The sequence below is a fragment of the Thalassotalea coralli genome (assembly GCF_055786205.1).
Genome location: NZ_JBVVBK010000004.1, coordinates 205,387 through 231,080, shown reverse-complemented (window position 1 = coordinate 231,080; position 25,694 = coordinate 205,387). Strand labels below are relative to the sequence as shown.

24 protein-coding genes are annotated in these 25,694 nt (G+C 40.1%); 7 read left to right on the top strand and 17 right to left on the bottom strand.

The features are described 5' to 3' along the window. Positions 1–9: 9 nt before the first annotated feature. Entirely contained in the window at positions 10–711 is a 702-nt protein-coding gene (phoB, locus tag ACOB80_RS12030) for a phosphate regulon transcriptional regulator PhoB (protein WP_473166079.1), read from the bottom strand. A gap of 174 nt (positions 712–885) precedes the next feature. Next, a complete protein-coding gene (locus ACOB80_RS12025) occupies positions 886–1,809 on the bottom strand; it encodes a porin (protein ID WP_473166078.1) in 924 nt (307 codons plus the stop codon). Positions 1,810–2,126: 317 nt separating this feature from the next. Here ACOB80_RS12025 and ACOB80_RS12020 point away from each other — a divergent pair, with 317 nt between their 5' ends. Both ACOB80_RS12020 and rdgC read left to right on the top strand, forming a co-directional pair. Continuing rightward, positions 2,127–3,860, top strand: a complete 1,734-nt coding sequence (locus ACOB80_RS12020) for an ATP-binding protein (protein ID WP_473166077.1) — start codon at positions 2,127–2,129, stop codon at positions 3,858–3,860. A gap of 141 nt (positions 3,861–4,001) precedes the next feature. Then, positions 4,002–4,928 (top strand): recombination-associated protein RdgC, encoded by a 927-nt coding sequence (rdgC, locus tag ACOB80_RS12015; protein WP_473166076.1) that lies wholly within the window; start codon positions 4,002–4,004, stop codon positions 4,926–4,928. 93 nt (positions 4,929–5,021) lie between these two features. Here the strand turns inward: rdgC and ACOB80_RS12010 are convergent, their stop codons facing one another. After that, positions 5,022–5,864 carry an HDOD domain-containing protein gene (locus ACOB80_RS12010; protein WP_473166075.1) on the bottom strand — a complete coding sequence of 281 codons (843 nt, stop codon included), beginning with the start codon at positions 5,862–5,864 and terminating at the stop codon, positions 5,022–5,024. A 253-nt stretch (positions 5,865–6,117) separates the two neighbouring features. Here ACOB80_RS12010 and trhP point away from each other — a divergent pair, with 253 nt between their 5' ends. Together trhP and ACOB80_RS12000 are read left to right on the top strand one after the other, a co-directional pair. After that, the gene (gene trhP / locus ACOB80_RS12005) at positions 6,118–7,488 is read left to right on the top strand and encodes a prephenate-dependent tRNA uridine(34) hydroxylase TrhP (RefSeq protein WP_473166074.1); all 1,371 of its coding nucleotides are present in this window, start codon (positions 6,118–6,120) and stop codon (positions 7,486–7,488) included. After that, a complete protein-coding gene (locus ACOB80_RS12000; protein ID WP_473166073.1) occupies positions 7,488–7,733 on the top strand; it encodes a YfhL family 4Fe-4S dicluster ferredoxin in 246 nt (81 codons plus the stop codon). The genes trhP and ACOB80_RS12000 overlap by 1 nt, the downstream gene beginning before the upstream one ends. Before the next feature lie 85 nt (positions 7,734–7,818). On the opposite strand, the gene ACOB80_RS11995 is transcribed toward ACOB80_RS12000, so the two are convergent. The 4 genes from ACOB80_RS11995 to rppH form a co-directional block, all read right to left on the bottom strand. Further along, positions 7,819–8,670: a thymidylate synthase gene (locus ACOB80_RS11995; protein WP_473166072.1), complete on the bottom strand. Its 852-nt coding sequence runs from the start codon at positions 8,668–8,670 to the stop codon at positions 7,819–7,821. Positions 8,671–8,719: 49 nt separating this feature from the next. After that, positions 8,720–9,514 carry a sulfite exporter TauE/SafE family protein gene (locus ACOB80_RS11990; protein WP_473166071.1) on the bottom strand — a complete coding sequence of 265 codons (795 nt, stop codon included), beginning with the start codon at positions 9,512–9,514 and terminating at the stop codon, positions 8,720–8,722. A gap of 46 nt (positions 9,515–9,560) precedes the next feature. Further along, positions 9,561–11,837 (bottom strand): phosphoenolpyruvate--protein phosphotransferase, encoded by a 2,277-nt coding sequence (gene ptsP, locus ACOB80_RS11985; protein ID WP_473166070.1) that lies wholly within the window; start codon positions 11,835–11,837, stop codon positions 9,561–9,563. 126 nt (positions 11,838–11,963) lie between these two features. Next, complete coding sequence (gene rppH / locus ACOB80_RS11980; protein ID WP_473166069.1) at positions 11,964–12,461, bottom strand: RNA pyrophosphohydrolase; 498 nt, start codon at positions 12,459–12,461, stop codon at positions 11,964–11,966. Between the two features lie 170 nt (positions 12,462–12,631). Here rppH and mutH point away from each other — a divergent pair, with 170 nt between their 5' ends. Both mutH and ACOB80_RS11970 read left to right on the top strand, forming a co-directional pair. Beyond that, entirely contained in the window at positions 12,632–13,300 is a 669-nt protein-coding gene (mutH, locus tag ACOB80_RS11975) for a DNA mismatch repair endonuclease MutH (protein WP_473166291.1), read from the top strand. Between the two features lie 122 nt (positions 13,301–13,422). Continuing rightward, on the top strand, positions 13,423–14,865 hold the full coding sequence (locus ACOB80_RS11970; RefSeq protein WP_473166068.1) for a sensor domain-containing diguanylate cyclase: 1,443 nt from the start codon (positions 13,423–13,425) through the stop codon (positions 14,863–14,865). Positions 14,866–14,873: 8 nt separating this feature from the next. Here ACOB80_RS11970 and ACOB80_RS11965 read toward each other — a convergent pair whose 3' ends face one another. The 3 genes from ACOB80_RS11965 to ACOB80_RS11955 form a co-directional block, all read right to left on the bottom strand. Next, the gene (locus ACOB80_RS11965; protein ID WP_473166067.1) at positions 14,874–15,752 is read right to left on the bottom strand and encodes a D-hexose-6-phosphate mutarotase; all 879 of its coding nucleotides are present in this window, start codon (positions 15,750–15,752) and stop codon (positions 14,874–14,876) included. A gap of 168 nt (positions 15,753–15,920) precedes the next feature. Then, a complete protein-coding gene (locus ACOB80_RS11960) occupies positions 15,921–17,171 on the bottom strand; it encodes an amidohydrolase family protein (protein ID WP_473166066.1) in 1,251 nt (416 codons plus the stop codon). Between the two features lie 10 nt (positions 17,172–17,181). Beyond that, positions 17,182–18,564 carry an amidohydrolase gene (locus ACOB80_RS11955; protein ID WP_473166065.1) on the bottom strand — a complete coding sequence of 461 codons (1,383 nt, stop codon included), beginning with the start codon at positions 18,562–18,564 and terminating at the stop codon, positions 17,182–17,184. 274 nt (positions 18,565–18,838) lie between these two features. Here ACOB80_RS11955 and ACOB80_RS11950 point away from each other — a divergent pair, with 274 nt between their 5' ends. Then, positions 18,839–19,654: a substrate-binding periplasmic protein gene (locus tag ACOB80_RS11950; RefSeq protein ID WP_473166064.1), complete on the top strand. Its 816-nt coding sequence runs from the start codon at positions 18,839–18,841 to the stop codon at positions 19,652–19,654. A 53-nt stretch (positions 19,655–19,707) separates the two neighbouring features. Here the strand turns inward: ACOB80_RS11950 and msrQ are convergent, their stop codons facing one another. The 7 genes from msrQ to ACOB80_RS11915 all read right to left on the bottom strand — a co-directional run bounded on the left by msrQ (position 19,708) and on the right by ACOB80_RS11915 (position 25,569). Next, complete coding sequence (msrQ, locus tag ACOB80_RS11945; RefSeq protein WP_473166290.1) at positions 19,708–20,313, bottom strand: protein-methionine-sulfoxide reductase heme-binding subunit MsrQ; 606 nt, start codon at positions 20,311–20,313, stop codon at positions 19,708–19,710. A 2-nt stretch (positions 20,314–20,315) separates the two neighbouring features. Next, positions 20,316–21,323, bottom strand: a complete 1,008-nt coding sequence (msrP, locus tag ACOB80_RS11940; RefSeq protein ID WP_473166063.1) for a protein-methionine-sulfoxide reductase catalytic subunit MsrP — start codon at positions 21,321–21,323, stop codon at positions 20,316–20,318. 189 nt (positions 21,324–21,512) lie between these two features. After that, positions 21,513–22,061: a DUF2058 domain-containing protein gene (locus ACOB80_RS11935; RefSeq protein WP_473166062.1), complete on the bottom strand. Its 549-nt coding sequence runs from the start codon at positions 22,059–22,061 to the stop codon at positions 21,513–21,515. Positions 22,062–22,118: 57 nt separating this feature from the next. Further along, the gene (locus ACOB80_RS11930) at positions 22,119–22,757 is read right to left on the bottom strand and encodes a nucleotidyltransferase family protein (RefSeq protein ID WP_473166061.1); all 639 of its coding nucleotides are present in this window, start codon (positions 22,755–22,757) and stop codon (positions 22,119–22,121) included. A gap of 5 nt (positions 22,758–22,762) precedes the next feature. Next, on the bottom strand, positions 22,763–23,791 hold the full coding sequence (locus tag ACOB80_RS11925; RefSeq protein ID WP_473166060.1) for an XdhC family protein: 1,029 nt from the start codon (positions 23,789–23,791) through the stop codon (positions 22,763–22,765). Between the two features lie 43 nt (positions 23,792–23,834). After that, on the bottom strand, positions 23,835–24,317 hold the full coding sequence (gene sufU, locus ACOB80_RS11920) for a Fe-S cluster assembly sulfur transfer protein SufU (protein ID WP_473166059.1): 483 nt from the start codon (positions 24,315–24,317) through the stop codon (positions 23,835–23,837). A 1-nt stretch (position 24,318) separates the two neighbouring features. After that, entirely contained in the window at positions 24,319–25,569 is a 1,251-nt protein-coding gene (locus tag ACOB80_RS11915; RefSeq protein ID WP_473166058.1) for an aminotransferase class V-fold PLP-dependent enzyme, read from the bottom strand. Positions 25,570–25,694: the final 125 nt, after the last annotated feature.

The following is a 25,694-nucleotide window of genomic DNA, read 5'->3' as shown; positions in this document are numbered from 1 at the left end:
AAAACTTAATTATACGCTCACTTTTACTTTGCCAGAAAAGCGATAACCAGAGCCACGAACCGTTTGAATAAAATCTTCATGTCCATCGCCAGCAATTGCTTTACGCAATCGACGAATGTGCACATCGACTGTTCTGTCTTCAACGTAGACGTTAGTACCCCATACGTTGTCCAGCAGCTGCTCACGGCTATACACTCGCTCGGTGTGTGTCATAAAGAAGTGTAACAAGCGAAACTCTGTAGGCCCTAAATCAACATTACGATCATTAATTGATACGCGATGTGCAACAGGATCTAATTTCATTCCATGAAACTCAATTGCTTCTTCTAAGGCAGTCGGAGAAACGCGACGAATTACCGCTTTAATACGAGCGATTAGCTCTTTTGGAGAAAACGGCTTAGTTACGTAATCATCAACGCCAACGTCAAACCCTTTCACTTTGTCATCTTCATCAGCTCTTGCTGTTAACATAATGATAGGAATTGAGCGAGTATACTCATTTTGCTTTAACGACTTTGCTAGCTTAACGCCTGTGCCACCCGGTAACATCCAATCCAAAAGAATAAGATCTGGGTAAGGTTCAACAATCTTTGCTTTTGCCTGATCAAAGTCCTCGGCTTCAATAGTATTGAAACCGTTTTGTTCTAAAACGAAGGATATCATTTCCCTGATTGGCGCTTCATCTTCCACGACCAAAATTTGTCTGTTCATGTAAAAAACTTCCCAATAGTCATTCGACAATTTCTAATGAACATTGTGATAAATTTTTGTGACATTTATATGACACACAGATATATTTTAGCTTAAATTTATCTAGGGTAAATCAAAAGATAGAAAAAAAGCGGCCTTTGGCCGCTTTTTAAATAAAATTTTGCAGATTATAGCTTAGAATTTATATTCTAAGCCAACCGCTAAGTAGTCTTCATCTGCGTCAGTATCCATATCGTAAGTTGAGTAGAAACCAACAAACTTCAAGTTTTTCGCGTACTTGTAATCAGCACCAACTGATAAGCCTGATTTATCATCACCACCGTCGTGATTAGCTACTTGATATTGCGCTTTTAGGTCCCACTTCTCTAGGCCATATTTAACAGACGCTAAATAACCGTCCATTTCTGCGCCAGATGATAGCTCTTCTTGGTGGTGATAAATTGCACCTAAAGTAAACTGTCCTACTTTACCTGCGATAGACGCACGCTCAACGTCATAACCTTTTACTTCACTGTCGATTGCAATAGAAGCAAAAATCTTTGACTTTTTAAGGCCTTTATCACCGTAGCTTAAGCTAACTGACGTACCAGCTTCTGAATCAACGTCATCTTCTGCAAGGTATTCTACCGCAAGCTGAAAGCCGTTAAACTTCTTAGTGCGGTAAGTAATTGAATCGCCTAAACGATTTTCGCCAGCCCAAAGCTTTTTAATATCGGCATTGTAGTCATTGAATAAATCAATCTTACCTTGAGACAGTTTTAATGCAGTATCAATTTTACCTAAGATGATCTCACCGAAATTACCCTTAACACCAACGTATTGGTTACGTTGTTTTAGGTTATCATCAGATTTGTCACCATCGATGTCTAGTTGAAATTCAACTTTAACAAATGCTTCTAAACCTGTATCAAATTTGTGGTTAGCTTTAAATCCTAAGCGAGATGCATTTGAGCGTACTTCCGTGAAACTCCCTTCGCCTTCATCGCTAGATTGTACTGTTACATTTGCCTTACCGTAGATATCAACATCCGTAGCTAATGCTGGTGCTGAAGACGCTGCTAATAATGGCAATAATAGTGTGCGTTTGGAAACTTTCATGTGTGAACCCTTTACGTGTGTGTTCTTAAAAATCAGACTTAAATTATTTGCCGCACATTCTGCACCTGAAAGATGACAGTTTTGTGACAATATGTACTTTTTTTGACAATAAAGTGACATTTACAAGTCTTTTATATGTAGATTTTACGACATTTTTGTTACATTTAACTTCCGGTAATCATTGATAACTATAGTCTATCCCACGGAAATATAAGAATTTTCTTTGTATTTTTTCAGAGTAAAATAAGAAAATACTTTAAACGAACGAGAAAATGACTAAAATCAACTAGAGTGATGTATACGTAAGAAGCTACTTTATGAAAGTCGACAGTATTTCGAGAAAACTATTAACAAGGGTATTGTCTTTTTACTTTGTCCTTACCTTTCTTGTTACCTGCGTACAAATTGCTGCCGAATACGTTAATACTAAACAACACATCAACGACGAGCTACAAACCTTAGAAAAAACCTTTTCCAGCAGCTTAACTCGCGCCGTTTGGGAGTTAAATACCCAACAAGCAATAGATATTGCAGAAGGTCTTGTTGCCATTCCTATGATAAAAGGAATCAAAGTCAGCGATGAAAATGGTCATGTCTTAACGCAATTGGGTGCTGAAGCTAGCCTAACCAAAGCCCAACAAGCACAAGAATCTTATTTTAATATTAATACGCTTTCAGATGGCCTCTTTGGCCATAGCTTTCCGTTGATATTTGAGTTTTCAGGAAGAACGACAAAAGTAGGCTCTGTTACTCTGCTTTCAAGTAACCAGGTAATATTCGACCGAATAGAGGTGGGCCTATACTTTCTAATCGGTAATGCTATGGTGAAAACCGCAGCGCTGGTTTTACTGTTTTCTTTTGCTTTCTCCAAACTACTCACCAATCCGCTCAATTACCTTACTGAACAAATAAAACAATTTGATATGGATGACCCTGAAGCGTCTAAGATTCAGCTGGAAAACTACGATGAGAATGAATTAAGTATTCTGCAAAACTCCTATAACGACTTGTTAACTGAGCTTACGCGTTATAAAGATGAACTTGCGCAAGCACAAAGTGAAATCATTGCCTCTAACAGAAAACTTGACGAGCAGAATTTGATGTTAGAACAGGAAGTGGCTAAGAAAACATCTTCGTTAAGCAGCACCATGTTAAAAATGGAGCGACAGCAACGCGAAATGCTCACTCAACAAGAGCAATTAAAAGCAGAGAATCACCGCCGAAGTATTACGGAAAAAACACTAATAGATACCAACAAAGAGCTAAAAAACTCGATAGAAGAACTTAATAGGGCGCAAGAACGACTGCTTGAAGCTGAGAAAATGGCAGTTCTTGGTGAGCTCTCTGCCGAAGTTACTCATGAAATTAATACCCCGATCGGAGTAAGTATTACCTCTACAAGTTATTTAGCAGACTTATTAAGTCAGCTAAATAATGATATAGAAGAGCAAAAGCTAACTAAACGAGGCATGGAAGACTTTACCAATAATGCAGGACAAAGTGTCGCCTTGTTAATCAATAACCTTAATCGCGCATCTGAAATCGTTGCGAGCTATAAGCAGGTAGCTGTTGACCAAACCAGCGACAAAATTCGTCAAATTAACTTGGCGAAATATATAGACGAAATTATTCATTCTTTGCACCCAAAACTAAAGAAAACCAATCACTCTATTCACGTGGATTGCCCAGACAATTTGGAAGTTTATTGTCATGCAGGAGCTATCTCGCAAATATTTACCAACCTCATTATTAATTCTATTGTGCATGGGTTTGAAGGTATTCATCGTGGTAAAATTTCGATAACTACGCGTGTTGTGAACAATGAAATTGAAATCGTTTATCAAGATAATGGCGTTGGCGTTCCAAAAGAAAAGCTACCACAGCTATTTGACCCTTTCTATACCACTAAAGCAGGTAAAGGAGGAACAGGGTTGGGCACGCACATTATTCACAACTTGGTAACCGACACCTTAGGTGGAACCGTGACGGCTGACTCGCCAGAAGGCCAAGGACTTACCTTTACTATAACTTTTTCAGACATGAACAGCTAAATAATTCTGATAGGGCAACCTTATTCGTCAGTTATTTAGTTCTGAGAAATCTGTAACGGATAATTACCATGACTAAAGGTCGTTATTAAGCTAATATAGCCGCTTTCCTTTTCACCATCATAACAGTAACAGGTTAATTCAATGTGGTTTAAAAATCTTTACTTTTTTGCCTTCACAAAGCCTTTCAAATGGACAGAACAAGAACTAGAAGAACAACTTAAAGAGCATTTGTTTACTCCTTGTGCATCTACTGAAATGTCGCATTTTGGTTTTGTCGATGCGCTAGGTAAGCACGGAAATTCTATCGTTCACACAGTCGGTGGTAACCATCTTTTTTGTGCCAAGAAGGAAGAAAAAATTCTACCTGCGCCTGTTATCAAAGAAATGTTAGATGAAAAGTGCGCGGCATTAGAAAATGAACATGGCCGTAAAGCGACCAAAAAAGAGAAAGAGCAGTTTAAAGAGGACATCACTTTTGAGTTATTGCCTCGTGCATTTTCTCGCTATAGTGACACCCACGGGTACATTAGTGCTGAACATAACATTATCGTTATCAATACTAGTAGCCGCAGCAAAGCTGAAGACTTCCTTGCGTTGTTACGAAAAGCATTAGGTACATTGCCTGTCACCAGTATCTCACCTCATAAAGCGCCTGATGAGTTAATGACAGATTGGCTGACAGATACGGAAATGGGTGAAAACTTTCAACTTGGTACTGAAGCTGAACTGCATGCGTTAGGCGATGACGGCGCTGTTATTCGTGTTAAAAACCAAGACCTTCAAAGTGATGAGATTAAAGTACATTTAGACGCAGAGAAGTTTGTTGTTAAACTAGCCCTAGAATGGGATGACGCCCTTTCCTGCATTCTTTGTGATGATATGGCAATTAAGCGCGTTAAGTTCTTTGATGTACTGCATGAGCAAAATGACGATATTGATAAAGATGACGTACTCGCTAGATTAGATGCCGACTTTGCGCTTATGGCGGGCGAGTTAAACCGTTTTATCAACGACTTGTTATCTGAGTTCGATCTAAAAGCGAGCGATTACCTGGATAAAGAAGATTAATCTTTCTTAAATCTTTTATCTAAATATAAAAAAGGCAGCACTAAATAGCGCTGCCTTTTTTATTTTAGAAGTATAACTAACTTCCGTTAGATATTAAGAAAACATCGTTTTAACGTCTGAAGCCAACTCAACAAACTCTTCACTCTGCATAAAGTCTTGTTCAGGTAAAATCCCCTTTCCTACATAGCTTTTTAATAGCACTTCCTGAGTAGATTCATTTTTAAAGATACCGTGATAAATAGCACCTGCTCTAATAAAATCTAGATAATGAACATCTGCTGGTAGCACAGTTAAATCGCTCCAAGCTCGCACGATTTCAGTAAATTCTTCAGATAGTCCCCACGCCTTGGATATTTCAGCGCCGATTTTACTCGAAAGCTTGATTATTGCTTGCTGTAAAAACGTTGGGTTGGCAAACACATCAGGATGATTCTCAGCTTCCGTTAAAATAGGCAGCACACCGATATTGTGGATAAGAGACGCTAACGTTAAGGTGTCTAAAGTTAGGGACGTATGTTTGTTTTCTTGTAAATAGAACGTCATTAAAGCGATGGCAACTGACGCAATATCGACAGTTTTAGCCCATGACTTCTTCAAATACATTGAGACGATTTCATTTTCAGACACAAACACTTGCTCTAAAGCCATGGCTGTCGCAATACTCTTGATTTGTCTTAAACCAATGCGAGTAACGGCTTGGTTAACCGTCTCCACTTTTACACCACGTCCTAATATTGCACTGTTCGCAACTTTTAACATCCCCATAGACAGCGCTGGATCATGAGCAATAATTTCGCTCATTTGCCCTAAATTAATCTCAGGGTCGTCGGCTGCCTCTCGAACTTTTAACGCGATTTCAGGTAAAGTAGGTAAAACAAGTGATTCTTGCTTAATCTTTTCAACAAGAATGGTATATAGCGCGTTTTCAGTTCCCATAAATAAGAATCCTTAAATAATTGTTTCTTCTTTTAAAAGTAGCACAATATTTACCAAACCTAGTAAATATTGCGTTATTTTTTTCGGCCAAAAAAAATAAAATTCTTTAATTTTCAAGCCTATTGTCCCTACTATTGCACAGAACCAATAAAAATCCACAATTTATTCATGGTTTTTTGCTCTAGTTGATTGAAAAAGAAACAACTGCTCATTATAATGCACGCCGTTTTTTCACTGGATGTTGTGTAGTACCATGTTTAAGCCTGAATTACTCTCCCCTGCTGGCAGTCTAAAAAATATGCGTTATGCGTTCGCATATGGCGCAGACGCTGTCTATGCAGGTCAACCTCGATATTCTCTGCGTGTAAGAAATAATGAGTTTAATCTGCAAACGATTAAACAAGGCATTGATGAAGCTCACGAACTAGGTAAAAAATTCTATTTGGTTAACAACATTGCTCCTCACAACAGCAAGCTTGGCACCTTCTTAAAAGATATTACGCCTGTTATAGAGATGAACCCTGACGCGCTGATCATGTCAGATCCAGGCCTTATCATGATGGTAAGAGAACACTTTCCTCATATGCCAATACACTTATCTGTACAAGCAAATGCTGTAAACTGGGCAACAGTAAAGTTCTGGCATCAGCAAGGCGTTGAACGCGTTATTTTATCTCGAGAATTATCTTTAGATGAAATTGAAGAGATTCGAATGCGCGTTCCAGAAATGGAGATAGAAGTTTTTGTCCATGGCGCTCTATGTATGGCTTACTCGGGCCGTTGCTTACTGTCTGGTTATATCAATAAACGAGATCCTAACCAAGGCACATGTACTAACGCGTGTCGTTGGAAATATGATGTTCATCCAGCACAAGAGAACGAAACAGGTGACGTTATCGCAGAGCCTGTAAAAATCATCGATCCTAGCGAAAAGCCAAGCGACGACATAGTACTACTTCAAGAGCAAGGTCGCCCTGGCGAATACATGCCGGCCTTCGAGGATGAGCATGGTACTTACATTATGAACTCTAAAGATCTTCGTGCAGTCGAGCACGTCGAACGACTGGTAAAAATGGGCGTACATTCTTTAAAAATTGAAGGACGCACTAAATCTTTCTATTACTGTGCACGAACGGCGCAAATCTATAATCAAGCGATTATGGATGCGATGCAAAGCAAACCATTTAACCAATCATTAAATAAAGAACTAGAACACCTAGCTCATCGTGGTTACACGGCAGGCTTCTTACAAAGGCACCGCCACGGAGACACGCAAAACTACGATTATGGCTACTCAAAAAGTGACACTCAGCAGTTTGTAGGCGAAGTCATAGGAAGAAACCCTTTTACCAATCTGGTGGAAATAGAAGTTAAAAACAAATTCTTGGTCGGTGATCAGCTTGAATTAATGACCCCTAAAGGCAACGTCAGTTTCACATTAACTAAAATGGAAAACACCAAAGGTGAGACCATTATTGATGCCAAAGGCTCAGGCCATAAAGTTGCGATAGAACTTGAAAGCGATTTGGATCTATCTTTTGGTATTATCATGCGTTATTTAGATGAAGACGGCACTACACGCCAGCCTTTTAACCAAACGTCTACTAAAGCTCAGGCAGTGTAATGGCTTTAATTATCGAAGCGTCTTGCATCAACTGCGATATGTGTGATCCTGAATGTCCAAATCAGGCCATCACTTTAGGCGAAGAGATTTACGAAATTGACCCGAAAAAATGCACCGAATGTATTGGCCATTACGACAAGCCAACATGCATATCGGTGTGCCCTATCGATTGCATTAAAAAAGATCCAAGCAACGTAGAAACTGAAGAACAACTCTACGATAAGTTTCTACAAATGCATGGGTAATAAACCACGTTCAACAAAAAAAGGGGCCAAGGCCCCTTTTTTAATAACTTTTATACCAACCTAATGGAATCGGTATTAAATTCGTTTACACCGAAAACGGGTACGCTATCGCTTCATGGCTTTGGTAACCAGACACGGTAAAATCATCAGTTGTCACCCAAGTCTCAATATCTTCAAGCGACTTAATATCTGGATTAATTTCAAGTGTAGGCGATGGAAACGGCTCTCGCTTAAGCTGCACGTTTTGCAATAAGTCCAACTGATCTTCGTAAATATGCGCATTCACGATTTTATGGTACGCCTTACCCGCTTTATGCCCGGTTATTTGGGCGACTAACGCCAATAATGTAAATACCTGTACTTGGTTAAAGTTTAATCCTAGAGGCACATCGCAAGAGCGTTGGTAAGAGGTTAAATATAGGGTATCGCCTAGTAATGAGAAGGTATGCGTGTGCATACAAGGTCTTAAACAGCCCAACTCAAATTCACCTGGATTATAAAAAGTAAGGATCTCACCACGATCATCGATGCCCTCAGATAAGTTTTTGATTATTTTGGCAAGTTGATCTAATGGCGTACCATCTGGCTTTTGCCAGCGTCTACCCTGTACGCCATAGACGCGCCCCATGTCGTCTTCGCCTTTACGGGCAGGGTTATCTAGCCAAGCTTGATTGTCATTAGCGTTAGCATTCCACGTATTACAACCAATAGCTCTAAACTGAGCTGCGTTGTCATATCCTCGTAAATAGCCAATTAACTCAGCAATAGCCGCCTTATAGTAACTTTTACGAGTCGTAATTAAAGGAAACGCGTTATTAGCAACATCATATTCTAAGTCTGCGTTGATTAAGGTTAAACAACGCTTTTGAGTACGTTTATTCTCTACCCAATGGCCTTGGTCGATTATGCGCTGGCACAAATCTAAATACTGCTTCATGACGATCTCGTTAGTTAATTAATTAGCGATGATTGTACGCGATTGTGGCTTATTGAAACAAGATTTTAACGGCGATCATCATTAAAAAACCAGCGAACATTCTTTGCAGATATCTAACAGGTAAACGCTGTGCGATTTTAATACCAAAACGAGCAAAAAGTGACGATGTAAGCACTAAACCTAAAAGTGCAGGTAAATGAACAAACCCTAAACTCCAACTAGGCAAGTTACCTTGCTCTAATCCAGTAATAATAAAACTCACTGAGCCAAAACTCGCGACAACCAAACCACATATTGTCGCGGTGCCTATAGCGAGCCGAATCGACATTGAATAGTAGGTCAACACTGGGATCAATATAGCGCCGCCAGAAATTCCCATCAAACTTGAAATACAGCCACTAACAAAACCTATAACACAGATAGTTTTCTTTTCAGGCAAAGGTCTGGTTTTTTGTACCTTAATGGAGAACAGCATATAGGCAGCTAATAAACTAATCGCGACAACAAATATAAACTTCATCACTTCTTGTGGTAAATAACTCGCAAGAAAAGCACCTAATACGGCGCCTGGTGCAATAGTAATGACAAGAGGTTTCGCTATTTTCCATGGAATATTATGGTTCCCATGATGTGACATAGCGGCAGAAGCAGAAGTAAAAACAATGGAGGCAAGTGAAGTAGCTACTGCCATAGGCAGCACTTGGTCAGGAGGAAATCCAAACAGAGGAAATAAGTAAACAAGTGCGGGTACAATAACTAAACCACCGCCTATGCCTAATAAGCCGGCGAGAAAGCCCGTTAAACAGCCAACGAGAGCGCATGTTAAAAATACCGTTAATACCATGAATTAATAGACATCTCCCAAATGTAATGTCTAGAAAATAGAGCAATTACATACCAGCGCGTATAAATCCGCCTAAATCAAGTTTTTCTAATTGTTCGTTGAGATAATCGAGTACTTGTCTCGAATGCGAGAAAGTCAGCACTTTACTCAGTATCGCCCTCGACTGTTTATAATCTATGTGTCTGATCACCCATTTAATTCGAGCGACATTGTGAGGGTTCATACTTATTTTATCATAGCCCATTGCGAGCAATAATAAAGCGCCAGCAGGCTCACTCGCCAATTCACCACATAAACTCAATGGCATATTAAAGCGCTGCGACTCCTGAGCAATCATGTTTAACGCTTTTAAAACTGATGGATGAAAAGCACTGTAAATAGAGGCAACACGCGCATTATTTCGATCCACAGCCAGCAAATATTGGGTTAAATCATTACTACCAACAGAGAAAAAATCGACTTTATTAGCCAACTCACCTAACTGAAAAATGACACTTGGAACCTCAATCATAATACCCACTTTAGGCTTTCTGATTGCTTGATTGTCACGAGTGGTTATTTCAGATGATAATTCATAATAAGCTTGATTAATTAGGCGCTGTGCTTCGTCAACTTCGGCGACACTCGACACCATAGGAAGCATAATGGCCAAATTTTCGTAGTCAGCATTAGCACGAATCATCGCCCTGACTTGTAAGAGGAATATCTCTGGATGATCTAAGGTGATACGAATTCCGCGCCAGCCGAGAAAAGGGTTATCTTCAACAATGGGAAAATAAGGTAATGCTTTATCGCCCCCCACGTCTAAAGTACGCATGGTGACGCTTTTTCCGTCGAATGCTGACAAAACTTCTTGATAAAGTAGGGTTTGCTCTTGCTCAGAAGGGAAATAGCTTTTATTCATAAAAGGAATTTCTGTGCGATACAAACCAATACCATCGGCACCAGATTGCCTTGAATACTCAAAACCAGATGATAAACCGGCGTTTAGCTGAATTTCTATTGAACGGCCATCCAGTGTTTCTGCTGGTAGATGCTCAACTTGTTTTACCCTTGCCGTTAACTGTGTCTCTTCTGCAATTAAGTGCTCATATTCACGGGTTAGCGTTTCATTAGGATTAATAAAAATTTCACCGCTATAGCCATCAATAATGCACATTTTTTCATTTAATTTACCTAACGGTAATTGTGTAACCCCCATCACAGCAGGTACAGCCAATGCACGCGCTAAAATTGCCGCATGAGAGTTATGAGAGCCTTGTAAAGAAATTATGCCCAACATTCCGCGGTGCTGATATTCTGCCACCATAGATGCTGTTACATCATCAGCAACTAAAATAAAAGCATCTGGGCATTGAGTTTGGTGAGACGGTAACTTACTAAAATTCATTAATAAGCGGTTGCCCAAATCTTTAATATCTGTTGCTCTCTCCCTAAAATAGGCATCTTCTAGGCGTTCAAACTGCAAGACATAACTTTCAATCACTAGCTTCAAGGCACTTTCGGCCGTCCAACCCTCGTCGATTTTTGCAAAAATTTCTTTTGCTAGTCCACTATCGTCAAGCAGCTGTTTATATACTTCAAAAATATCAACACTGGCATCAGAAACACTCAGCGAAATTTGATTAGCAAGTTGTTCAAAGTCATCCCTTGTTGCGATCAAGGTTTGCTCAAAACGTGTATTTTCGTCCGCGATATTTCGTGACTTCTCTATCGCAACACCTGAAATTTGCGCAGTTGGTTGCACCACAAAGGTTGGTGCGAGGGCTACGCCAGAAGAGCCAGCAACACCTTGAATGCCATTAGTTAGTTGTTGGCTTGACTGTTGTTTAGCCAATATCCTGCTCGCTTCGGCGCTGGCTAACGCAGTAGCAATTTGTGCAGCTAGTGTCACTAAAAAGGCTTCTTCGTTTTCATCAAAAAATCGATCTTGCTGCTGCTGAATTGAAATAACACCCAAGACCTTTCGTTGATGAATGATGGGTGTGCCCAAAAAGGCATTCAAGTCTTCTTCTTGAACTTCTGGTGCGTGTACAAAATGCGGATGTCGTTTAGCGTTGGCAATATTAAGCGGCTCTTCACGCTGGCCAACTAAACCGATAAGCCCTTCGCTAAAGCCAATTGTTGTGTGACCAAGGGATTCTTTGGCTAAACCATCAGATGCAACAAGCAGAAAGTGTTGTTTATGATGATCAGCAAGATAGATAGAACAACAGTCAGTATTCATGACTGACTTTACTCGAGAAACAATGCGAGTTAAGGCTTGATCAAGCTCACTGTCTTGACAAAATTCTAAAACAATCTGCCTTAAACTCGTTAACATGCGTCTCCCTTAATTAATATTTTGTAGATCTAGTTGATATCGACTTTTGAAAATTTTTCCATCTTGTCTAAAGAAAAATAGCTCACTAATGGCTAGTGAGCTATTTTAGAACGAACATAGCTATAATCAATTTCGTCTTCTGCGACGATTGCTGGACATAGTAGGGCTTGCAAACTCTTTCATTACCTTACGATAAACCTCGCGTTTAAAAGACACTACTTGCCTAACAGGATACCAATAACTTACCCAGCGCCAATCATCAAATTCAGGATGCTTAGTATGTGCTAAATCAACCGCAGACTCTTTTGCCGTAAGTTTAAGCAAAAACCATTTCTGTTTTTGCCCTATACACACGGGTTTACTGTCATGACGAATAAGTCGCTTGGGTAATTTGTATCTTAACCAATGTTTTGAGGTAGCAATTATTTTTACATGTTCAGGCTTTAACCCGACCTCCTCGCGTAATTCGCGATACATGGTTTGTTCAGGCGACTCCCCTTCGTCAACACCTCCTTGCGGAAACTGCCACGAATGTTGGCCTTGTCGGCGCGCCCAAAACACTTGTCCCCTGTCGTTAATTATAACTATGCCGACGTTGGCTCGATAGCCTTCGGCATCAATCACAGGACTTCCCGTAAAATTAGTTATGGAACTGATTCTTCCACAATATCTTAAGATGAGCAAATAAAAGTTTTTCATCGCTAGAGTGTGTGATTTTTCTGATTTTCCTTGCGACAGATCTCTCCCTTTAAGATAATAGCCACTTTGAATTTAAAAGAATTTCCCTAGTGACTATCGACAGCCCACAAAGTGAAGAAGTATTACTATCGAGAGCAAACGAACTCGCCGGATTAACACTGGGTGAAATCGCCAGCAAACTAAAAGTCGCTGTGCCTAAAAATTTACAAAGAGAAAAAGGCTGGCCAGGTTTGTTGCTTGAACAAGCATTAGGTGCCACCGCGGGCTCCAGACCCGAGCCAGACTTTCCCCACTTAGGAATTGAATTAAAAACCATTCCAATCGACCGGCATGCAAAACCCTTAGAAACAACGTTTGTTTGCGTAGCACCACTGACAGGTTTAGTTGGCGTTAATTGGCATAACTGCCACTTAAGGCACAAATTATCGCGAGTATTATGGGTTCCCATTATTGCAGAGCGCGATATTCCTGTGGCCGAACGAATGGTATGCACGCCTTTTTTATGGACTCCTACCGCTGAAGAAGAAAACATGCTGGCATTAGACTGGCAAGAGCTTACTGATATGATAGTTTTAGGTCGTGTGGAAGAAATTCATGGTAAACACGGTCAATATTTACAACTAAGACCTAAAGCTGCTAATAGTAAAGCGAAAACAAAAGCTTATGATAGAGACGGTAGACCGTTTATGACGCTTCCTCGGGGGTTTTACTTAAAGACAGCTTTCACCCGCTATCTTATACACCACCACCTTAGAACTTCATAAAAACTTCATAAACTATTCGCGTTCTTACTGTTATACAACTATATATTAACCTATGGTTCGTTGTTTTTTAGCAAAGGAGCTGCTGGCTGAATTTAAGTATTATATGAGTTTTATTTCCTTTCATGAAGTTAATTAGTAAATTTGATCGTTATATTACTGCTCTCTATATCTTTACGATAATTGCTGTTGTCTTTACTGCGTATTTTACCTTTAAAGAAGTCATCAATCGCTACAATCAAAATCAACATAAATCGATAATCCCGCTGTTTTCAATTATTAACTCGGAAATAGTTCGTCCTTTGAATGTTGCCTACTTCCTAGCAAATGACCCATTACTTATCGACTATGTCGAACAAGAAAAGGTAGATAAAACGGAATTGCTGAGGTTTTTAACCCGATTGGCCAATCGCTATGAATTGACCACCTTCATTGCCTTAGAAAAACACGCCTTTATGCTAGATTCAAAAGGAAAGGAACTCTCTTTAGTACATGAAAAAGCCGAATGGTATCACCGCCTTAAAAAGCTCAACAAGGAGCAGTTTGCCGATATTGGCAATGCCGACGATCCTCACCTGTATTTCGATATGATGTTAAAAAACAAACAACGAGAGTTTCTAGGCTTTGTCGGGGTCGCAATCGATTTAAATCATTTTGCTGATAAGTTCGCCGAATACCAAGAGCGATTCGGTTTTGAGTTAGTATTCGTTGATGAAAACAACCACATCACTTTATCATCAAATCATTTAATGAAGACTGACAGCCACCATAGAAGTCAAGAGTTGACTAATATTAGTGAAATAGACTGGTATCAACAATTACTCAAGAAAGGAGAAAATTATCACCTATCAAACACCGTAGTTGTTGTCGATGACGGTGAGCGAGTCATTTCGCAAATGCCTATTCAGTCTCTAAACTGGCGTATGTTTATCATTTCACCGCCAGCGGCAAGTACCGGTGAATACTGGCAGTTATTTTTAACACGCATAGGTTTGTTTTTCCTGGTTATTTTGGTTTTATTTTTCTTTTTCATTTCATTAGTCGACTATTTTAAACATCGACTCGTTGAAGATTCAGAAACTGACTTTCTCACAAGATTACCTAATCGCAGTTTTCTTAATTGGAAATACGAAGAGCTGTCTTGTAATCACTTATCCATATGTGCAGTAATCGCCGATATAGATAAGTTTAAACAGATTAACGACAAATATGGTCATATCGTCGGCGACGAAGTATTAAAAGATATTGCCGCGCAAATTAACCAAAATTTGCGCAGAGATGATGTTAGTGGTCGCTGGGGCGGAGAAGAGTTTGTCCTGTTTTTACCAGATACTTCGGAGTTGCAAGCAAAAGAAATCATCGAGCGTTTGCGAAAAAACATTGCGGAATTGGAATTTGTTGTCAGTAGTACCAATGAAACATTTCACATTACTATTAGTTTTGGAATTGCAGCTAGCTCAACAAATAGCTTAAGTATAGGTGAACACATTGATAAAGCGGATAAAGCCCTGTATCGCGCTAAATCATTAGGACGCAACCGTACTGAGATATTCCAAGATACCGAATAAATGACTCTTTATAGCGTATTAACCGTAATTTTTTGACTAAAGGTTAACTGCTGGTCAGGCAGAAGCATGCATGTTTGCGTGTTGGCGGCTTCTAAGCATACATATTCATTCTCACCACCAACATGAACATCCGCCATCTTTTCAGCGGTTTCTTTACCGGGATTCCATAGCACCCATTGCGCTGAGTGACTGCTGGTAACCTGAATTTGTCGTTGCCAGCCCGTATCATCGATAACTTGTGGTTCATTAGTATAGTAAATACGGTCAATAGGACCGACGCAATTTGGTAAGCTATCTTGCTGCTTTTGCAGGCCTGTTATTTTATCGTCAAATGTCTTGTGGTTTAGCGCTTTAATTAGAGTATTTTCTGGGTGGCTCACTGCAAAATAGCTGTGTAGCGCATGACCACACTCAAAACCTTGTTCCCCAGTATTTTTTACCTGCAAAGATTGTTCAAAGTGTTCCGAGAAAATTAATGTTTGCCTGACTTCAAAAGCATTCGACCAATTATCAAGAAAATGACTCCCTTGTAACAATAACTCTAACCGTACTTCCTTTTCAGTAATTAACGCATCAATAAGCTGCCAATGACGATTTCGCGCAAACCCGTGATTAGGTAAGCTTTCACAATTGGGTAGTTGATGAGGACCAAACCAAGGCCAGCAAATAGGAATTCCGCCACGTATCGCTTTTCCTTCACAAAAGCTTGCTGTTTCACTCAACCAAAAAACAGGTTGTTGACCTGCGGGCTGCCAAGTCAAAACATGGCCACCATACAAGCTAACACTTGCTTCGAACAATCGGTGTGAAATATCTAATACCGTTGCGTCTTCACTGACTCGTTCTGTTATTTTTCCATGTGATGATGTTTGCTTGAGTATCGACATAATAGTTCGCTTATATTTAAAGATTAGGCGTCTGGTAATGATAGAAGTAGTTAATGTTAAGCAAGAAAGTCTTTGAAGGAAAGACTAAAAGTATTCATTGATGAACACAAAATTTGCCCATAAAAAAACAGCGCATAACGCGCTGTTTTTTTAATCGAGCTAACAAACCTATTTAGTATAAGCTCTTGGCATATCGCTATCAGTAGTGTAACGATCGCGCAATGCGTCTTGACGGCTCTTAGTCGAGGTGTCTAAGCCATTGATCCACATCTGATCAACCTTTGTGCTTAATTCAAATGGGTCGCCACTCCATAACACCATATCAGCACGCTTGCCAACAGCAATTCTGCCAGCGTTTAAGTTGAATAGATCTGCAACATTTGCAGTAATTGCAGCTAAAGCATCTTGTTTGCTAACACCGTTGGCTACAGAAATACCAGCGTCATAACGCAACATATACAAGTTATGAGTATCACCATTTTCTTTGTAAGCGACCTTTACGCCCGCTTCGAACAATTTAGCTGGGTTAGTTAAATCTGCGTGCATCGCATCAAAACTAGGTAAGTTTTTAATCGCACTAATCACAACTGGAACTTTAGCTTCAGCAAGCTTATCAGCGATTAAAATAGCGTCTCCAGCACCAACGATAACTAAATTCAAGCCAAAGGCTTTCTTTAAATCAATAAGTGCAAGTAAATCTGTTGCGCGATCAGCATAGGCAATAAGTGGCTTTTCACCTGACAAAATATCATTGATAATTTTCTCACTTCGCTTAGGCTTTTTGTCAGACTTTTTCTTGTCCTTATCGTCCTTAGCGGCTTTCTTTGCTTTTGCTAACGCTTCTTGTGCATCTTCAAGCTTGTTTTTTAACTTTTGGATCTCTGCAGCGCGCGAACCTTTACTTTTCGAGCCCAAGTCAACAATAGCTGCCACACCATTGTCGATAATACTTTCATAAGAACCTGACAGGTCTACTGCAAATGCTTGGCCTTTGAACATATCGCTGCCACCATAAGGTACAACGATATTTGAGGTAATACCGCCTTTACGAGAATAAGGGATCACAGATGAATTTGGATTAAACGCCGTACTTGCATCAAAGGTAATATCAGCTTTCTTTTCACTCATATCTCGCGTACGAGAAACAGCACCTACTTCAACTAAACCTAGTTGATTCATAGAACCAATAAGCCCCGGCGTTAAGATACGCCCTTTAGCATCAACAATGCTATCAGCCTCTACAGAGTTAGGGTTAATCGCGGTAATCACACCATCATCGAAAACAACGGTAGCATTAGTCAGCGTACCTTGCTCTGTCATGGTATGAATTGTTGCGTTGGTGATTGCTACGCTATCTGCATATACCTGTGTTGCTGCAGTAAGAGCTAAAGCAACCAAAGATGATTTAAATACTTTCATGATTTACCCCTTACTGTTGGCCTAACAAAAAGTCGCTTTTCGCTTGATATTTTTCATCAAAACGATCGTAAACTTTAGCACCGTCCAAGAACACTTGTTCGGCTTGTGCGTAAATACTAAATGGACTGGTATTCCAAATAACCACATCTGCACGCTTACCAGATTCTAAAGAGCCCGTTTTGTCAGCAATACCAAGAGATTTCGCAGCGTTTGAAGTAATCCATGTAATTGCATGCTCAGGCTTAATATTGAAGCCATTATCATTTGCAGTGTACATAACTTTACCCGCTTCATGATTCAGACGTTGAATCGTTGTACCGGAATCCGAATGTACCACAGCACAAGAGTTTGGCTTACTATCGACAATGGCGACATTTTCCTGAACCATGTCATAGGCTTCCATTTTAAAGCCCCACCAATCTGGCCACATCGCTGCACAGTTGCCATTTTCCGCCAACTTATCAGCGATTTTGTATGCTTCAATACCATGATGGAAGGTACCAGCGTGGTAACCAAATTCTTTGGATAAATCGATCATCATCGCCATTTCTTCAGCTTTGTAGCAATGATTGTGAATAAGAATTTCACCCTCTAATACCCCTTTCAAGGTATCTAATTCAATATCACGAACAGGTGCTTCAGGGTTCTTACCTGCGGCGTAGTCCGCTTCATATTTGTCCCAAGCACGCTTATATTCGGTTGCTTCAGACCAAGCCATTCTATAACCTGCCATATTACCCATTCGAGTAGATGGTGAAACCTTCTTACCACCGTATACGCGTTTAGGGTTTTCACCACAGGCCATTTTTAAGCCATAAGGAGCTTCAGGAAACTTCATTCCTTGCATTGTGTGACTAGGGATATTACGTAAAGTTACGCCACGCCCACCGAATAAATTTGCTGAGCCTGGGAGAATTTGTAATGTGGTAATACCACCTTCACGAGCACGGTTAAAACCAGGGTCTTGTGGCCAAATACTATGCTCAGCCCAAACTTCAGAAGTATTTGGTTGCGTTGCTTCATTACCGTCAGAATGTGATTCAGCAGATGGACTTGGATAAACCCCAAGATGAGAATGAACATCAATAATACCAGGTGTCACCCATTTTCCAGCAGCATCTACTTCTACCGCGCCCTGTACAGATAAGCCCTGCCCAACCTGTGTGATCTTGCCATTTTCCATGACAACATCAGCTTTTTCAATGCGCTCACCAGTTCCGGTTAATACAGTTGCGTTGCGAATAATCGTGGTTTGACTTGGAAGTTCTTGATATGTGCTTGGATACGGGTTTTTATTAATAACAACTTTCGCATCTTGTTTTTCTGACTGCATGCAAGCAGTTAGAGACAGCGAAATAGCAGCCATTAATACCGACGGTATAAACTTTTGCATAAAACATGTCCTGACTTGGGGTTAGTTATTTTTAAGTTTGCTTTTTTATTATAGACCTAAGGATAAACACCTAGGCGATTTCACCACCCTATTACGATTAGCGCCATTCGACAAGTGTTATTGCCAACAGGTAAACTAGCTTGCGACAAAATGTCAAAATTAAGCGACAAACGACGTAAGCTAAATTTTTTGTCTATTAATAGATGGGCATATATGCCTTCACAAAGTTAAATAACTATAATAAATGCAGTAGTTGCTAAAATTGAGTTTTACCTTGCCTATATCTTTTTTCAAAGCAGTTAGATATACCCTATACCCTCTTGTGTTAAGCACGAGTGCAAGTACTACCGCGCAACAACCAAATACCAGCAGCTTAAACAACACGAATACAGAGCTTCACATTCGATTAGCAACAACCGAATGGTGCCCTTATGTTTGTCGAGAAAACAACCATGGCAAAGGGTTCACACTCGAATATTTAGATTACATTGCCAAAGCTAACAACTTGAAGTTTAGCTACGAATTTTATCCATGGTCTAGAGCTATACAGTCTGTCTCTAACGGTGCTGTTCATGGTTTAGCCACAGCGGTTCCTGCCGAAGCGCCAAATTTACGCTTTACCACATCGCCAACGATGAATTATAAAAGTTGCTTTTTTACTTTATCGGAAAACAAGTGGCGCTATCACTCATTTTCTTCGCTAAACAAGGTAACTATTGGCGTTATCAATGATTATAGTTATGGTGAACCTATAGACAGCTATTTACCTGAGCTACGTAAACAAGGACGTGTTATCAGCATATCTGGTGACAACGGACTTGAACGCTTATATAAAATGCTAGAAGCAAAGCGCATCGATACCTTGCTATCTGATGAAAATGTTGCGTATTGGCACATGGGACGTAAAGATATTTTTAAGCAGCCACTGATAGAAAAAGGCTGTTTATCACCTCAACCGTTTTTCATGGCATTTTCACCGCAGTTTGAGCATACAAATAAGCTTGTAGATATAATGAATGCCGCTTTTGCTGACAAAGACAACCAAGCGCACTTTTATAACAAGATATTAGTGAAATACCGCCATAAATAGTCGGTACTTCACAGAGCAGAATAGCCAAATAATAATAATTAAATAAATTGCCGCTAACCAAATGGTGCTTTTACCCAGCGAACAACTCTTTGTTTACGTAAGCTCAGTAAAATAACAATCGCTAACACGTAAATAACAGGCTCTACCCCTATAGTTTTAACTGACCAAATAAAGTGTACGCCACCTAAAGCTAAAGCCAGATAAACCCAGTTATGAATGGTCTGCCAACGAGACGCAAGGCGCCTTTTTAAGGCACTTATTGAGGTAATAGCTAGCACCATTAAGATCAAGACACTAACAAGCCCTACCGTGATAAATGGCCTTTCAACTAGCTCTGATAGAAAAAGAGTAACATCGAATTGAATTTCAAATGCCCAAAAACTCATGACGTGTAGAAAAGCATAGAAAAAGCTATAAAGGCCGATTAATCGACGAACTTGCATTAACCAGCTTACTCGCAATTTCTTTGCCACAGGAGAAACGGCACAGCTCAATATCAATAAATTCAAAGCGCCAATTCCGGTAAAATGCAGTACTTCTTCAACAGGATCAGCACCTAGTTGATCGACAATGGCCAAATAAAAAACATTAGCCACGAGGCCGAGTGATAAAGTGTGAATGAGCACTTTTAACAGCAGCGTTCGTTGCTTGATTGTCATCACTAATAATACCTAGTTAAATCCATTCCACGATATAAATCGCTTACCTGTTCTGCGTAGCCGTTAAAAGGTAAGGTCTTAATACGATTTCGCGCAAACAAGCCTCCCCCCGTTAATCGACGTTCACTTGCCTGACTCCACCTAGGATGGTCAACATCAGGATTAACGTTAGCATAAAAACCATACTCATTAGGCGCCAGAATATTCCACGTGGTCGGTGGCATTTTTTCTACTAAACGAATACTAACGATCGATTTAATACTTTTAAAGCCATACTTCCAAGGAACCACTAAACGAATTGGCGCGCCATTTTGTGGCGGTAACGTTTTTCCGTATAGACCAACCGAGAGCATAGTAAGCGGGTGCATAGCTTCGTCGATTCTTAAGCCTTCAACATATGGGTAGCTTATTCCTCCCCCAACTCTTCTACTTTTCTGCCCAGGCATTTGTTCGGGGTCAAACAAAGTTTCAAACGCCACATACTTAGCTTTTGAGGTAGGTTTAGCTTGCTTGATCAAAGAGGCAAGAGGAAAACCTAACCATGGAATTACCATAGACCAGGCTTCAACGCAGCGAAACCGATAAATGCGCTCTTCAAGGGGGTACTGAGTAAACAAAGCGTCATAGTCTAGAGTTATTGGCTTTTCACACTCTCCTGAAACCGTTAACTTCCATGGATCTACTTTAAAGCCCTGCGCATTTTCTACAGGGTCACTTTTACTTGTTCCAAATTCATAAAAATTATTATGAGAAGTAACTTTCGCTTCTGGTGTTAACGTTTCTTCAATGGCCATTGTTTGTTTGGCATCGAGCTTACGCAACGCAAAATTGTTTTTCGGCTCCCCTTTGGAAAACCAATCTACCGCATTAGCATTATGAGAAGACGCAAGCAAAGTACCTGCGCCTAAGTACCCCATCTGTTTGAGCAAGCGTCGTCTTTGATTATAAAAACTTTCTGGTGTTACATCGTTACCGGTGAGATGATGTTTTTCAGGGATTTTAATTAACACAAGCACAACCTTCTAAATATCTTGTATACGATAATAGATAGGAAAAAGTGCAATTAACTTTCGAGATTATTAATTAAGTTGAGCTAGAAGTATCAAACATTGTTACTAATGTTTAATTTTAATACAAAAAAGCCAGAATAAATTCTGGCTCTCGGATTTGTTGGCTTTAATGTAACCTAGAAGCTAACACTACCACATAAGATCATCAGGTATTTGAAACTCTGCGTATGGATCATCTTCGTCAACGTCTTGCTCAACTTTGTCATTTTGCACCAAAATAACGGTATCATTTAACGTAGCAACTTTTTCAGCTGTTTCTGCCGTCACAATATACGTTTGCGCCATCCAGCCACATAAGGCTAGGCGTCCATTAACTAACGCATTGTAGGTTTGTTCATCAAGGTATGCCGTTTTGATTTTATTCTCAAAACTATATTTATACTCTTTTTCACCTTGGCACTCTGTTAACTGGTGATGCTCCAAAATCTGCTTAATACGCAGCCCTGCTTCTTTGTCAGCGAGTGCTTGTTGGCGCTCTGCATTAAGCGCTGCATCTTTATTTAATTTTTCTTCTTGTGCCTTTTTGAGTTCCTGTTGCACTTGTTCTTGCAGGCTCTCTTCTACTTTTCGCCCACTGCGCTTTTGTTTATTCTTCTTGCGTTTATCGCTATTGGCTTGACGTGCTTTTTGTTTAGTAGTTAAGCCTGCCTTTAGTAGTTGGTCTTGTAACGACGACATTCTGAATTCCTGTATCGATATTTGGCGGTATTTTAACAAGGGATTTTGGAAAAAACACTAGGCAGAATATAACTGACGAAGTTGCGCCAGATCTTGTGGCGTATCTAGATCGATAAAGGCATTTTCCATGGCTACCGTGACAACCTGTTCTTGATGAGCATCAATAACTTTTTTAGCGCCAAATTGATCAGGAATTTGCAAAATTTTGGCGAAAAGTTCCCGAGGAAAAATAACTGGTGGTCCCTTAACTAAATTATCAGCTTGCTGAGCACAAACGATCTGTTTCGGCTCTTGCTGCCAACGCATGATCAACGTTTTTACATCAGCTTCTGACAATAGGTATTGATCAACTAATATAACAAGCACACCTTCAATCTCGGTATCCTTATAAGCCCTAGGTGTCAAAGCTATCAGAAATTCAAGGCCAGCCTTGATAGAGCTGCCCATACCTAATTGCCAACGTTGATTCACCGTAACTTTAGCTGAATAATTTGCAATCAGTTTTTCCATAGACTTTGCTTGGTAACCGAGGACACAGCAAACTTCTTGAACAAAACCTTGGCTTTGAAGGCTACTTGCAATTGCATTGATACGCTCAATAAGTGAAGTCCCCTTCATACAAACCAGCTGTTTAGGCTGTCCAAGTCGTGATGAATTACCCGCTGCGAGAATGATACAAGAAAGGGGGTTGTTCATGAGTATTAACTGTGTTTCAAACTGCCGTATCGCCACGGCTTAGTTTGACTGTTAGTGTTAGTAGTAATTTCTTGTTGTATTTGCGCACATATCGACAAAGCAATCGCTTGAGGACTTCTACCGCCTAGGTCTAAGCCAATAGGGCCAAACACTCTGCCTTTCACTTGCTCGTAATCTACGCCAATACTTTTTAATAGTTTGTCTCGTCGACCTGCTGGCCCCAAAATACCGATATAAGGCGCCGATGCTGCCAAAGCATTCGCTAGTATCTGCTCATCGAAAGCTAAATTATGGGTCATTACCACGATGGCATTAAAGCCATTGAAATCTTGCTCAGTGCAATGCTCAGGTCGTTGCTTTCTTTTGGCAAAACAATCTTGAAATACATCCGCTGACAAGTGACTTTCTCGGTGGTCTTGTATGGTAACTCGCCAACCTAATTGATGACAAAAAGCGACAACAGGTGCAACATCTGGCCCTGCTCCACACACTAAAACATGGACAATAGGGGCAACCGGGATGATGAGTTGTTCGCCGTCAATGTATGAATGAGCAATCGTCTCTACATCTTTTTCAGTGTAGATTTCAGGTAAACCTCGGGAGTCAAAAAATGCACTAAGTTGGCTGCTACCAGGTGTTGTTGGTAAACAGTAAAATCCTGACTGACCGCTAGACACGCTACCAAGCAGCAGATCAAAAGGCTGTTTTTGTTCTTTAGTCAGTAATGGATAGAGCTGAATATCAATAGCACCATCACACCCTAAACCAAGCCCCCAAAGTAAATCTGCGTCAACAGATAAGTCATACTTAATTAATTCAGATTTGCCCGAACTAAATACAGACTCAGCGTGCAGTGCAATATCCGCTTCTAAGCAACCACCACTTAACAAACCAGTACAATGCCCTTGTGCTGAAATCAACATCATAGTGCCGGCTTTCCGATAAGTAGACCCTTTTGTCGCGACAATAACCGCTAATACGAAAGGCTTTTCCTGTTCATAGCTATTCGCTATTTCAACCCAATTTTCTTGCATAGTAAGATGTTTAACTATTGATTAAAGATGCCAAGCTTTTTACTTAACGCTTTTCCTGTTGTAACGCTTGGGCTAATGTATTCCATGGGAGAACAGCGCACTGCTGTCTTACTGGAAATTGTTTAACTGCGATTAATGGCGAAAGTTTTTCCGCCATGTCTCCGACAAAACTCACTTCCTGTGAAAACATTGAGTTAACACTATGAATCAATTGAAAGCAACTATCTAAAGACTGACCAACAAGGTTAAGGTTCATTAATGAAGCAGATGCGCGGCAAATTGCACAACTGTCACCTTCAAAGCCAATATCAACGATATGCTCTCCTTGAACTTCACAATTTACCGTAATTTCATCGCCGCAAGCTGGATTTACCCCTTGCTGAGAATGCGTCGTCGCCACAGCTTTATCGAAGCCTATTGGATTTTTATGATGTTCAAGCAAAGCTTGTTGATATAACGCCTGCTTATTTTTATCGACAGGGACTGTAGACTTGTTATTTTCTGTCGGTTTTTTGAGCTGAGTCATATTAAAACGCCATTAATTGATGTGCACTTTCTAAGGCACTCACCAACCGTTCTATATCATTGTAATCATTATAAAGGCCTAAGCTTACTCTAACACTAGCTTTAACGCCTAGTTCTCTGTGTAGAGGCTGTGCACAATGATGCCCAGCCCTAACAGCGATAGATTCACCGTCTAAGATACTGGCGACATCGTGGCAATGTACTCTATCAATCTGAAAACTATTTAATGTTGGCAACTTGAACTCTTTAGGATTAGAAGTCTCACTGCTTTTAATCAAAGGTTTATAGTAATTCAACTCGCTTAAACTGGCATGTAAATATTGAGACAGGCTATCTAGGTACTTGGTAATGTCTTGCCAAGAAATATCTTCAAGATAATCAATTGCTTCAACAAGCCCAACAATAGCAGCAACATTATGTGAGCCTGGCTCTAATTTTAAAGGGCTATTGAGAAACTCACTTTGATGAAAATTAACCGTGGTGATAATACCACCACCCAATTGATACGGCCTTAATGACTCATAATTATCATGTTTAATATACAATACGCCGCAGCCAGTAGGGCCATAAAGCTTATGTCCAGAAAAAGCGTAAAAATCGCAATCCAGATCCGAAACGTCGACATCACCTTTAGTGATTGCTTGCGCGCCATCGACAATGCTGATAACGCCCTTTTTCTTCGCCAGCTGACAAATCGTTTTAACGGGGTTTACTCGTCCAATGACATTGGAACTTTGGCAAATGGCGACAGCTACAGTATTACTATCTATCAATTCATCAAGGGCAACTACGTCAATTATCCCTTCATTATTTAGGGGTGCAATACGCAACTTCGCTTGATACTTATCAATCAAGTTCTGCCAAGGCAGCAAATTAGCATGATGTTCAGCGGCGCTCACAATAATGTTAGCTTCTATACCGTCATTAGCAGCTTGCGCTAATAATAACTCAATTTTACTGTGAGCAACCATGTTGAGTGATTCAGTAGTGCCGGTTGTAAAAACGATTTGATTCGCTCGTTGCGCTCCAATAAATTGCGCCACTTTTTCTCGTGCACCTTCAACCTTATTCGTTACTTCTGCACTTAACTGGTACATTCCTTTATGGCTATTAGCGTGTGAATAGCATTGATAGTGGTACATAGCATCAGCTACGTGACGAGGTGTCAAACAAGTTGCAGCTGAATCTAAATAGACCAAATTCGGCTGTGCATTCGGTTGAAACACAGGAAAGTCATTTTTCCATGGACTCATAATTGATTTAAGCAACGCTAAGTTAGAATAGAAAAGTATCGTTCAACCTATCAATACTTATAGTCTATCGCAACTATCAAATTGTAAGATTTATTATCCAATATATTGTCTTATTTATTTACAAT